Below are 11,155 nucleotides of genomic sequence, written 5' to 3' on the forward strand. Positions count from 1 at the left end.
CGAACGTGCAGCGAGAAGGTGACGTCGCAGTATGCCAGAGCCACGCTGCTAGGTGCCGCTTTCCCGACGCCTGTTCCTACATCAGTTTCCTCAAAAACTGGCAAACTCACATGGACAAACGGGAAACGCTTAGACGCTGGAACGACCCGCCGCGCCAAGTCATCTATGTCTGCAAACCATCCTTTGCAGCGGTTAGTGGACGGAGCGATCTGCTGGGCTGACAGATGGCTCTCCTCACTACATGCCCGGGCCCGAAGACGTAGGCTTTGCTGGCGCGGCCGCCTGCTCGATGCTTCGACGCGACATCTCTGCTTCGATCCGAATTTCCCGGAGGTGCTTCTCGACCGCCGTGACGGCCCCGCCGCGGAACTCCTGGATGACCGCGTCCAGCGCTTCCGTCAGGCGTGGCAGTTCCGACCGGATCGCCTCGGCCTGCCGGTGCAGCCGTGCCTCCCGCCCGAAATCTCGCCCTCGCACCTCGTCCATCTGCACCCGCTGCTCGAAACGGATGAAGGTGTCCACCGCCGCTTCCCGAGCCTCGCGGGCTTCCCGCAGAAGATCCACACCGAGCGGCTTGTAGGGCTTCTGCGACAGGTCCTCGCCCACCTTGCGCCACAGGTCCTCGCTGGTGATCGGCGTGGCGTCGCCCAGCGCCTTGGTGCGCCGGATAGCCTCGAACGTGGCGGCCTCGGCGACCATGGTCCAGCTGGTGCCCCGGGCCCGGCTCTCGGCCACATAGCCCTTGAAGGAGGTCACACCCCCCGTGCCGCGCGGCAGGGCGTTGATGTGCTCCTGCGAAGTAATGCCCTGGGCGGCGTCGATCGTCAGGGCATGGCCGTGGCCCAGCAGGAGCCGGCCGGTCGCGCTGTCCTGCAGGCGCCGCCATTCGACGAACCCCGTCGTACCATCCTTGTCACGCAGAACCAGGCCCTCGGCCCGCCGCTCCGTGACGGTGACGACGTCACCGTTGGCACCGATGAAGCCTCCCTTGTCGCCGATCGCAGCCCAGGTCCGCCGAAACAAACGCACCTTGTCGCCGGTGGCCAGGGCAAGGTCGTAGGTCTGCCCGCGCTGGTCGATGGCCGGGAGCACCGCCTCATCAGTGCCGATCTCGCCGCGGGCCTTCATCCGCTCTCGGATGGCGCGGCTGATGTCGGCCACGTCCTCATTGGTCGGCGCCGAGATGGTGACGCCCAGCTTGGACCCGGCGGCCGCCAGGACGTCGCGACGGGCCATGTAGAAGTCGGCGATCTGCTCCACGACCTGGTCCTGGTCGCCGCCCAGCAGGCGAGCCGAGCCATCGCCCCGATCCCGTTTCATGGCCAGTGCTTCCTCGGCCTTCCCCGCGCGAAACAGGCCGGCAATCTGGCGGTCCTCAGCGCTGGCCTGCCGGACCGTGCTCAGCAGCTCGGTCTGCTCCGATACAGGAAGCGCCCGGCGCATCAGTTCCACGGCGTCACCGGCCTCGATGGACTGTGCCTGCTCGCGGTCACCCAGCACCTTGATGGTCATGCCGGTGCGGGCCTGCACCTCCAGCAGCTTGAGCATGGCCCGCGGCGCCACCTGACTGATCTCGTCCACCACCAGCACGGTATTGCGGGTGGGCACGAACTCGCCGGAGGCGATGGACTCCACCAGGGGGGACATGGCCACGGTACGGCGGATCCCGGCGTCCTTCAGCGCCTCGGCCTGCCGCCAGGCGGTGGCCGCACCGATCACCTCCCGGCCGCCCGCATCGAAGCGGGTGTCGGCGTGCCAGGCGGCGACTAGGGGCTGCAGCAGGGTGGTTTTGCCGGAGCCGGCGACGCCGGTGAGCATGGACAGCGCGCCGCCCTGGCCCAGGGCGTAGATGGCCGCGCGCTGTGCGGCACCGTGCTCGGGATCGCGGGTGAAGTCCAAACCGGAGGAGCGGATGGCGGCGGTGATAGCCTCGGCCGACAGCGATCCCGAGCGGTCGCGGGCGGCACGGTGGGCCTCGGCCTGCAGGGTGTCCTCGATGCGGACCTGCGCCGAGTTGGTCACCCGGACCTTATCGCCGGACAGGCCGGTGACGAGGGCGACGTGCTCGCCGCGCAGCTGGATACCGCGGCGCTCGATCAGGGCTACCACTTGGTCGATATCGTCGGGACCGCCGGCGATGCCGGTGCCGATGAGGCCGCGAACGGCGTAGAGGCGCAGCTTGTCATGGTCGATCACCGCGGCGGTGTGGAACTCCGTCGCCAGGTGCTTGGCCGCAAAGATGTAGGCACGGTCGAAGCGCTCGGCGTCGGTAAGCGGCGGGCGCTCTGCCCCTTCCATGACGGTGGTGTGCTTCCAGCCGATGTCCTCGGCCTGCGCCTGCCAGATCTCCCGGTCGGTGGCTTTGCCGGTCTTCTCGAGCCGGGCAGCCAGACCGGTGACGGCGAGGATCTTGAACTTACCCTCGGCGGACATGGCATCCCAATCCAGGCCCTGGCTCTCGGCATAGGCCTTGGCCGAGCGCTCGACCTGCCGGCGACCTTTGGAGAAAAGGTCCGAGGCTTCCTGGGGGATGGCGTCCAGCACCACAGCCTGCTGCTGGCTGTCGTAGGAGGTGCGGATGCCGAGATCGCGCAGGTGCTCGGCGAGCCGGGCCTGAAAGTAGCCGCCGAACTCATGGACCCGGGCATGGAGACGCTGGGTGTCGAGGGAGCCGACCCGACCATCCTCGGTGACGACGGCATTGAACAGGGCGTTGTGGATGTGGGCGTGCGGATCGCCGGCGACAGGCACCTCGGCGAGGTAGGTGGGCCCTTCGGTGCCGTCGCGGACGGTAACGGTAGGCCGGGCGGTGTGGTGGCGGAAGCTGACCCAGCCAACGGCGCCAGGGTCGGCACCCTCGGCACCACCCTTCCCCTTGCGGGCCCAGCCCAGCTCACGGGCGACAAACCGCATGGTGGCATCGTTGGCACGGTCGATCGCGTGCCAGATGGCGGCACCCTCGGCCGGAGAGGCGGCGAACTCGGCTGCCAACGTGACCGACTTGTGTGGGGCAAGGGTCAGGTCGTAGGCACTGACCTCGCGCTTCTGGTCCGACCAGGCCTCGCCGTTGTCGGCGCGCTTGGCCTCGAACAACCGGTCCAGGGCCTCGTCCTTGGGCAGCCGGGTGGTGTCGATCCCCAGGGTTGCGGCGATCGAGGCGGGCATGTCGGGGCGCCAGACCGCCCTGCCGTCGCGTCCTGTATAGTAGGCGGTGAGCCGTCCGCCCGGGTCGAGATGCTCACCGGGGGTGATCGCCGGGTCGCGGGCCGTCTCCGGCGTGCCCTCGGTGAAGTAGGCCCGGAGCAGCTTGCCAGCGCTGGCCGCGGCTAGCTTGCGGAAGGTCATCACGAGCGGAGGTCCCGGTCGCGCTCGGCGCGGAGCATGGCACGGGCGATCAGGGGCGGCAGATCGACGCCGAGGGCGAGCGTGCGGTCGTCCACCCGGGTCAGAACCAGCCCCTGCTCCCGCAGCAGTGTGATGATGGCCATGAGCATCTCGTCGAGCGACGGCCCCTCCTTGGGCGGGGGCGTCACGGCCTTGGTCAGTGCGGTCAGCTGCTCGCCGATCGCCCGCAGCATGGCGGATTGAGAGAGCAGGATCTCGCGGGTCGAGAGATCTTCGCTGCCCGTTTGCGCCGATTGCGGGTGAGTTGAGCCGTCCATGGGGAGCCTCCTGGTTAGGGAGGAACAGTCCCACCGGGTGGCGCAAACGGAGAGCGGGCAGTGCAGAAAAGACGATCGGGCCGCAGGGCCGCGCACATCGGGTGCAATGGTGTATGGACCCACTCTTTTTCCGAACGCCTGACAAACGGACGGCACACGCCAAGCACACGCCGCGCGAACGTCCGGCGCACGTCCGTCAAACGCCTTGGCGGAAAATGGGTGGGGAGAGGGCGCGCCGTTTGCGCCGACTGGCGGTAGCTCAGTGCCATGGCTCTGAAGCGTGACCCAAAGCTGAAGGCGGAATTGGAGAAACAGGCCGATGACGGCCTGAGCCCTCTGCACGCTTACATGCGGGCCAACCATGAAGCCTTGAGCGTCAGTCTGGATCGGCCTTTGGCGAAGTGGGCCGAAGCTGCCGCAGCGATAGCTGCCCTGGGGGTGGTCGGCTCCAAAGGACAGGTCCCGACAGCTGAAGCCGTCCGGTCGATGTGGCCGCGGATCAAGCGACAGGTAGCGGAAGCAGAGCAGCAGAAGCTTCAAAGTCAGCCAAACCGCAAGCCGCCAAACCGGTCTCCGCGGACCGCTTTGCCAATGCCTGGACTACGGGCAGCAGCATCGCCCGCGCCTCCGGTCCGCGCACCACCCCCACCACCTCCGCTTGCTCAGGCTTCTTCAAACAGTCCCTCGGATGGGACCGCACCGACGGTCTCTCCAGAGGTCCAAGCGAAGCTCGACAAGCTGCGCGGACAGCTCGCCAAGGCTGACCGGTATCTCGGCCTACCAATCACAGGGAAAAACTCATGAGCAAGACCACCAAGGCGACGGTTCAGACCGACAGCGGCCAGCCCATCCTTCTGATTGCGGTCGGTAGGCAACGGGTGGGCAAGACCGTGGTGCTGAACGCCCTCGCGCAACATTACCAAGAGCGAGGCGCTGATCTCCGGATTTGGAACGCGGACCTGCTGAACCAGACGCACTCGATTTCAAAGTTCCACACAGACGCGTTGATAGCTCCGCCCGGCAACTTCGAGGACACCAAGGCCTGGATCGAGGAGCGCCTGCAGGACCAGATCGCGAACCGCTACGATGCCATTCTGGATGTGGGCGGCGGCGAAACGGCGTTGAACCGACTAGCTGAGGAAGTTCAGCTGGTGGAGACGATGGAACTGCATGGCATCCGGCCAGTGGCGTTGCACGTCATCGGTCCGGACATTGCGGACACGGACTACCTGAACAACTTTCTCAGGACCGGCCTCTTCGCACCGGCCGCCACCATTCTGGTGATGAACGAGGGACTGGTGACCACAGGCCGCTCGGCCAATATCGCCTTCGCCCGAGTGCAACAGCATCCGGTGGTGCTGGACGCCCTAGCAAAAGGAGCCGACATCGCATTGCTCCCGGCGCTCGGCTGTATGGGACAAGTCACTGACCGGGGACTGACATTCTCGGCTATGGCAAGGGCCGAGCAGGCTCCAGGCCATGAAAAAACCTCTCTGTTCGATCAGGCACGAGTAGGGCGCTGGTGGAACGTACAGATGCCAGAGTTCTTCGGTTCGCTTCGCCCAGAATGGATGCCGCGCGTTCCGGCCGCCGTTGAGGCCGCTGAGTGATGGACGGCATGACAGTCAGTCCCGGAACCGCGCTGGTCGTTCGTGGCGAGGAAGCCCGGCAGCGGCTCGAGGAAGCACTGCAGGGCCTGACTGCGGCGCTGGAGGAGTTCAACATCCTTCCCGGGCACCCGGAAGCGAAGTTCGTCGCGACCATGGCTGGGGCGCAGCGCTCCTTCGGCAACATGGCAATAGCCTTTGGCGAAGACCTCCGGGGTGTCGTCGCAGCTGCTCAGGGTCTCAATGAGGCTCAGATGCAACGACTGGAAACGATGATCGCTCTGGCGGACAGCACGATCCGCCAGACGCAGGCGGCAGGAGTGGCAGCCGAGGCCGAGGCGGAAAAGGCTCTGACGAAGGTCATCGAGTACATCGGACCGGAGATCTCGAACGTGCTCCGGGACACGGTCGTGGTGAAAGAGCTGACCCACAACAAGCGCCTTCTTCGGCGGGAGTATCTCAAGACCCTGGCAATTGCCGGGCTCATCTTCTCGGCGGGCTACTCGGTCCATCTCTGGCAGAGTTGGGACGCGACATCAGCCATCGAACGGTGTCGGCAGAGCATGGAGGTCAACGCGGCCGGGCGAGGATACTGCGCTGCGGATCGGATGTTCGCAGCCCCGGTGACAGCCGCCCAACCCTCCCCGCCCCCTCGGTGAAGCAAAGAGCCGGGTCCTGCTCAGGATCCGGCTCCGTTTGCGTCGATGACTGAGAGAGTGGCGCCGGTCGCAGAGGAGGCGGCAGTGATGGCGATGAATCGAAAGACTAGGGGAAGGGGCAGGCCCAGCCCTTCGGTGGCGGGACTGTGCCTAGCCCTGATGCCGGGTGTGGCCCTGGCGCAGGCTGGGCCGGTCACGATGAGTGGGGTGCCGGAGCAGGTGATCCCGCGAGTGATGGAGATTGGCCTGGGCTCTTTCACCATTGTGCCCGATCCGGGGGTGGTTAACCCGGGCACAGGCGGGGGAAGCGGCTCGACCGGAGATACGGGTGGGACGACGGAAGCCGGTGCCAGTATCGCCCTGGATACCATGACGTCGCGCAGCTGGGGAACGTCGGCCAGCGAAGCCGCCACCTCCGTTGGAGTAAATCCATCGGCACTGGCCGCGACCTGCATGGTGGAGAGCAACTGTCAGAACGTCGCTGCACGGCCGGGCAGCCAGATCCGTGGGGCGTTTCAGATGTACGATCCGACTTATGAGGCGGGCCTGACGCAGGCAGTACGCTACAACCCCAACTTAGCAGGTACGATCCAGCGAGGGATTGATGGGTCAATGGACCCGGCAAACCAAGCGATCTCAGCCGCAGCAACCCTGCGGACCGAAGCCGCTAAGCTACAGGCCGCCGGGGTTAGTAACCCCACGGTACTCGATGTCCGCGGCGGCTATAACTTTGGCACTGGCTACACCATCAGCTTGGCGCAGGCGGCCGACAACCAGCCAATGAGTGAGGTTCTCCGCAGCTACAGTGCAGCGCAACTGACGGCAAACGGTATCGGTTCAACAACTACGGTCGGTCAGTGGCGTGCTGCGGTCGCTGCAAAAATGGGCGACGCGGCCTATCAACCGGTCCTCATTGGGACCTAGGAGGAGTGAAGACATGAAGATCTTGATTGGCGCCATGGCCGGGAGCTTTCTGGTGAGCTTCAGCGTAATGGCTGTGGCCCAGCAGCCCAGACCCTCCATGACCGTGACCGGACACCTGCAGGGCTATGTCTGCATGGCTCCGAATCTGACGCACGACCAGCTGATGGTGTTCGAGAACCTTCCGCCCATCTACACCGAGCCACGCGCCAACGCGCAGCAGATCGGTGTTGCGAGCGCGTCGGTGATCGTGGCAGCACCCATGCGTGTAGAGAACGGGTTCGCGCAGGTACTGCACATGGATGGGCGGCCGGGTTGGATGCGGGCCGATATGCTAAAGCCCTGGACCAACGCCAACAATCCGAACACCCGTTGCACGCCGGCGATGATGTCGAATGGCCGTCCCGGTTTCGATTACTCTCGTCGAGCGGGATAGCTACTCTTGGCCGCCGCTCTGCACCCGTAGAGCGGCGGTCTCGCCGGACATAGAATGGAAGACCGTGTTCAGTTCTTGATGGCATGATCTCGTGGCAAGCGTTCGTTGGGAACGCGCCAGGAGATTCGCCATGCTCGCAAAGCTGATCCGTAACGCCCCTCCGGGATCGCCCTGGTTCGCAGCCGGAGCGGTGTTCTGCATCCTCGGCGCCCTGCTGGCATCCGGTCCTCAGGCCCGTGAAGTGGCCCAGGTCGGCTGGTGTGCAGCGATCGGCTTCGTGGTGCTGATCCTGGCCTTCAGTGACCGGAAGCATCCCGACCGGGGCTGACGATGCGCGGCCCCGGATGGGCCGCAACGAACGCCGCGAGCATGGCGAGCCAAGCGGCCACCTCAGGGTCGATGGGACTGCGGCCGTTGATCCAGCGACGGATGGTGGTCTGGTGACGGCCGGTGCGTCGGGCCAGTTCGCGCTCGGTCCACCCGAGAGTGATAAGTCAGGCCAACAGCCGGCTGCCCGAGACAGGCGAGTGAGGAAGCAAGGATGTGTGTTCGTTTTGAACACACTAGCCAACTTCCGTGAGGATGAACCGAGAATCTGACAGAGCGTCGGGCATTTGTGAAGAGTGCTCCGGTTCAGCGCGAACGGGATGCGCTGCGATGAGGCTGGTCCGTGGTCGTCGCCATGCGCCCTGGCGGGGCCGGGTTGCGCTGGGCGCGGCGTCGCGAAGCGGCGTTGCGAACAGGGCGGCCCTGCCCTGCCTGAGGGGGCATGGCCCGCGTGACAGTGCAGCCGGTGCGTCACCGTGACCCCGAAGGGGTCGCCGCTAAAAAGCCCCGGCGCGAAGCGCCGTCCGCAAATCCGCGGCCGGGCGCCATGCTGGTGTGGTGGGAGCCGGCCGAGGTGCGGGGGGTCCAGGGGGGCAGAGCCCGGAGGGCGGCGCCCCCCTGGCCGGCGCTGGCAGGAAGGACGGGGACCGAAGCCCCCGCCCGGTGTGCCTTACTTCTTGAAGGCGTCCATTTCCTCGGCGGCGGAGCGGCGGGAAACGGAGCGGGTGTTGTCGGGGCGGCGGGTGTCGTAGGGCTTCCACGTCTCGCCGGTCAGGTGCTCGAAGGCGTCAAGCGCACCCTCGGCGGCGGCGAGGAGGGTTGCGGCCTGGATGCCCATTTCCCCGGCGAACTGGCGGGCGCGGGTGGCGCGGCTGTCGAAGCCGGAAACCCCCTCGCGGTCCTCGTCGCGGTCCTCGTTAGCGATCTTGGCGGTGAGGTCGCGGGCCTGCGTCACCTTGTCGCTGTAGAACTTTCCGGCGCCGTAAGCGGAGCCGACGAAAGCGCCGCAAATGCGCTGGAGGTGCATCGCAAGGGCGCGCTCGTTGAGGGTATCGGTGAGGGCGGCGGCCTGATCCCGGATGCCCTGGTCCGTCGTGGTGCGGACGTGGAGCATGTCCACGCTCTCAAGGGCGAAGGTGCGGGCGAGGTTGTTGGCGAGGCCCTGGTGGGGGCAGAGGGCCACGGCGTCGGCCATGGTGACGGGGCCGCGCTGCTCGGGGGCGGGGCGCTTGGCAGGCTGCTGTGCGGGGGTGGCAGCCGGGGCGGCCGGGGCAGCCTTGGCGTCGGGCTTCGCCTTGCCCTTGGCGGGCTTGCGGGGGGCGGCGGCCTTGATGGCCTGACCCATGGCGGTATCGGTGGCGGCGCCCTTGTCGGAAGCGGCGGCGGCGGCGATGTTCTGGATAGCCTGGGACATGATGCACATTCCTGTCTCTGGTGAGGCCGGGGGGTGGGGTAGCAGCCCCGCCTTCCGGCCGTTCCCTCTCTCGGGAACAAGAGAACCTTATAAGTATTCGTGGCCGGTGTCTATAGTAATTTCAGACTCCTAGACTGCGGCATCCAAGTATTAGGAAACTAATCAGACTTTCCTGAGCGCCCAGAGTGCAGAGGGCGGAGCCCTTTGCCCACCGGAGGTCCACGCGTCCGACGCCCCCCTTCAGGGGGGTTGAGGTCGCGTGAACCCAGTAGTGGAGGCGCGCCATCTGGTTTGTGTGGATCAGCCTTTCCCTCGCGCAGCTCTCAGGTAGTAGGAGCGGGTTCCGACTTGGTGCGCAGGCGTGGGTGGCTGCCCCGCGACGATGGCGTGGCGGGTGCGAGGCGCCGAACTCTCCATAAGTATTCGATCTTCCGAATACTTCGATCCCGACATTTATGCCAAGCGAATACTTGCCATGCCAGCGGCGCGGGGTCGCCACCCTAAGCCTGCGTACCTGGGCGGGGCCCGCTCCTACTACCGCCCGGAGAGATGGGCGAGGGAAAGGCTGATCCACACACGGCGCGCCGGAGCGGGCCACGGGCACCCCACAGTCCGTTGCCACCAGCACACCGTTTGGACCTTGGGCACGCCGAGTGCCGTCCAGACCGCGCGAGGGATCGTTACCCGCAGGGCCGAGACCCCGCTTAGGGGCTCGGGGAGGCCGTTCTCACGGCCGAGTAGAGCCCGGTCCCTGCGCTTGCGGGGACGCGCCCAGACCTTACAGACGCGCCAACCTGTTCAGCTACCGGAGCTGACGAGCCCGCCCGCCTTCCAACGACGTTCGCCTGCCTCCTTGTGGTCGGCACAGTACCAAACGCCGGGAACGCCCTTGATGAGATCCCCCCCCCCAACCCGAAGGCGCCCCACCAGCCACAGTCGGGGCACGAATGTTCGAAGGGCTGGCCCGGCTCAACGCGCACGACGCCGTGCCGCCGCTCATCGGGCTGGTCGACGGGTGTATCCGTCAGGGGCCGGTAATGAGGTCGGTTCTCATCCAAGGCAGGACGTCCTTCGTTCCGCGCGAGATCCCGCGCCCCGGGGAAAATAATCGTTCCAAATCAATGATTTATCTTGGAGAAGCTCCGTGGGATCAATTAGATTCATTCCAGCAAGACAGACGACATGGAGGCTAGCGTGGCTGGATCGAACAACGTGGTGCAGTTCCCGCTGCGGCGGGTGCTCCCGGAACAGGTTGCGAAGGCGTTCGAGGGCATGCCCGACGTGCGGGAGATCGGCAACATCGCCGAGGCCTTCCAGCTCGATATGCCGTCGCGGGATCTGCGCGACCGGGTGGAGGCGAGCGTGGCGGAGTTCGTGCTGAACAACGTGCCGCCGGAGAAGGGGGCACGTCGCGAGGCAGCGCTGCGCGACCTGCTGACGACCTACGCCGAGCGGGCCGAAACGGCGGCCGAGGTGGCGCGCGATGCCTGGGTGACGGCGGAGGCCTCGCAGGAGGGGGTGGTACTGCGGCAGCAGGAGCAGGGCACGGACGCGGCGCTGGAGATCCTGTCGCAGCGGGCCAATGACCTGACCGAGCAGGCGGCGCAGCTGACGATCACGGCCTACGGCTTCTCGGTGGAGCGCTCCGCGGCGGCACGGGTGGTGGCACTGGCCCAGCGCGGCGAGGAGTGGAAGCCGACCAGCCTGCGCGAGGCCGAGATCGCGGTGTTCGGCCTCGCGGTGGTGGGCGGCTGAAAAGTTCCTGACAGGCGGCCCGGGTCAGGCGATCCGGGTCGTCAATGTTCCTGCATGGCCTCCAGGCGGGCGCTGGCCCGGCGATCGGCGACGTGGGCCTCGCGCAGGAGGCGGGCGCTTTGGGCCCCGTTGAGCGGCTCAGCGTCGGCGCCCTCTCGTAGCCGCTCGGCCTCGTGTTGCCAGCGGCGGATCTCGGCCAGGCAACCGGCTTCGGCGGTGCGCGGGACGGTGGGAGGATGATGGAACACGTCATGCTCTCCGGTGACCGGACGTGCGGGAAGGGCAGCACGCGCGCAAAAACGCGCCTGCCCCGGTGGGCGAGCGGACCATGGCGAACCTCGGTGTGAATGGTGGAAGCGGTCGGTCGCGCGCCG

The 11,155-nt window shown here is 66.6% G+C and carries 11 protein-coding genes; 6 read left to right on the forward strand and 5 right to left on the reverse strand.

Features of this window, described 5'->3' with window-relative positions; translation table 11 throughout:
- Nucleotides 1–237: 237 nt before the first annotated feature.
- Nucleotides 238–3,345 (reverse strand): MobF family relaxase, encoded by a 3,108-nt coding sequence (gene mobF / locus NRP21_RS19065; protein WP_257717816.1) that lies wholly within the window; start codon nucleotides 3,343–3,345, stop codon nucleotides 238–240.
- Nucleotides 3,345–3,662: a hypothetical protein gene (locus NRP21_RS19070; RefSeq protein WP_140883877.1), complete on the reverse strand. Its 318-nt coding sequence runs from the start codon at nucleotides 3,660–3,662 to the stop codon at nucleotides 3,345–3,347. The genes mobF and NRP21_RS19070 overlap by 1 nt, the downstream gene beginning before the upstream one ends.
- Nucleotides 3,663–4,462: 800 nt before the next feature.
- Here NRP21_RS19070 and NRP21_RS19075 point away from each other — a divergent pair.
- From NRP21_RS19075 to NRP21_RS19095, 5 genes are all read left to right on the forward strand, one after another.
- Nucleotides 4,463–5,272, forward strand: coding sequence for a DEAD/DEAH box helicase family protein (locus NRP21_RS19075; RefSeq protein WP_257717817.1), 810 nt, complete (start codon nucleotides 4,463–4,465; stop codon nucleotides 5,270–5,272).
- A complete protein-coding gene (locus tag NRP21_RS19080) occupies nucleotides 5,272–5,928 on the forward strand; it encodes a hypothetical protein (RefSeq protein ID WP_257717818.1) in 657 nt (218 codons plus the stop codon). The genes NRP21_RS19075 and NRP21_RS19080 overlap by 1 nt, the downstream gene beginning before the upstream one ends.
- Before the next feature lie 198 nt (nucleotides 5,929–6,126).
- Nucleotides 6,127–6,852, forward strand: a complete 726-nt coding sequence (locus tag NRP21_RS19085) for a hypothetical protein (RefSeq protein WP_257717819.1) — start codon at nucleotides 6,127–6,129, stop codon at nucleotides 6,850–6,852.
- A gap of 13 nt (nucleotides 6,853–6,865) precedes the next feature.
- On the forward strand, nucleotides 6,866–7,285 hold the full coding sequence (locus NRP21_RS19090) for a hypothetical protein (RefSeq protein WP_257717820.1): 420 nt from the start codon (nucleotides 6,866–6,868) through the stop codon (nucleotides 7,283–7,285).
- Nucleotides 7,286–7,415: 130 nt separating this feature from the next.
- On the forward strand, nucleotides 7,416–7,613 hold the full coding sequence (locus tag NRP21_RS19095; protein WP_257717821.1) for a hypothetical protein: 198 nt from the start codon (nucleotides 7,416–7,418) through the stop codon (nucleotides 7,611–7,613).
- Here the strand turns inward: NRP21_RS19095 and NRP21_RS28055 are convergent.
- Nucleotides 7,582–7,776: a helix-turn-helix transcriptional regulator gene (locus tag NRP21_RS28055; RefSeq protein ID WP_408639640.1), complete on the reverse strand. Its 195-nt coding sequence runs from the start codon at nucleotides 7,774–7,776 to the stop codon at nucleotides 7,582–7,584. The two genes, NRP21_RS19095 and NRP21_RS28055, sit on opposite strands and share 32 nt — an antisense overlap.
- Before the next feature lie 506 nt (nucleotides 7,777–8,282).
- Nucleotides 8,283–9,026, reverse strand: coding sequence for a hypothetical protein (locus NRP21_RS19100; protein WP_257717822.1), 744 nt, complete (start codon nucleotides 9,024–9,026; stop codon nucleotides 8,283–8,285).
- Between the two features lie 1,194 nt (nucleotides 9,027–10,220).
- Here NRP21_RS19100 and NRP21_RS19105 point away from each other — a divergent pair.
- On the forward strand, nucleotides 10,221–10,781 hold the full coding sequence (locus NRP21_RS19105) for a hypothetical protein (protein WP_257717823.1): 561 nt from the start codon (nucleotides 10,221–10,223) through the stop codon (nucleotides 10,779–10,781).
- A gap of 41 nt (nucleotides 10,782–10,822) precedes the next feature.
- On the opposite strand, the gene NRP21_RS19110 is transcribed toward NRP21_RS19105, so the two are convergent.
- On the reverse strand, nucleotides 10,823–11,155 hold a 333-nt coding region (locus NRP21_RS19110; RefSeq protein ID WP_257717824.1), incomplete at its 5' end, for a hypothetical protein.

It is taken from the genome of Roseomonas populi (assembly GCF_024594815.1).
Taxonomy (GTDB): Bacteria; Pseudomonadota; Alphaproteobacteria; order Acetobacterales; family Acetobacteraceae; genus Roseomonas; species Roseomonas populi.

Excerpts from the sequence above, each read along its gene's own strand:
- mobF (WP_257717816.1), bottom strand. The coding sequence starts at position 3,345 with ATGACCTTCCGCAAGCTAGCCGCGGCCAGCGCTGGCAAGCTGCTCCGG.
- NRP21_RS19070 (WP_140883877.1), bottom strand. The coding sequence starts at position 3,662 with ATGGACGGCTCAACTCACCCGCAATCGGCGCAAACGGGCAGCGAAGAT.
- NRP21_RS19075 (WP_257717817.1), top strand. The coding sequence starts at position 4,463 with ATGAGCAAGACCACCAAGGCGACGGTTCAGACCGACAGCGGCCAGCCC.
- NRP21_RS19080 (WP_257717818.1), top strand. The coding sequence starts at position 5,272 with ATGGACGGCATGACAGTCAGTCCCGGAACCGCGCTGGTCGTTCGTGGC.
- NRP21_RS19085 (WP_257717819.1), top strand. The coding sequence starts at position 6,127 with ATGAGTGGGGTGCCGGAGCAGGTGATCCCGCGAGTGATGGAGATTGGC.
- NRP21_RS19090 (WP_257717820.1), top strand. The coding sequence starts at position 6,866 with ATGAAGATCTTGATTGGCGCCATGGCCGGGAGCTTTCTGGTGAGCTTC.
- NRP21_RS19095 (WP_257717821.1), top strand. The coding sequence starts at position 7,416 with ATGCTCGCAAAGCTGATCCGTAACGCCCCTCCGGGATCGCCCTGGTTC.
- NRP21_RS19100 (WP_257717822.1), bottom strand. The coding sequence starts at position 9,026 with ATGTCCCAGGCTATCCAGAACATCGCCGCCGCCGCCGCTTCCGACAAG.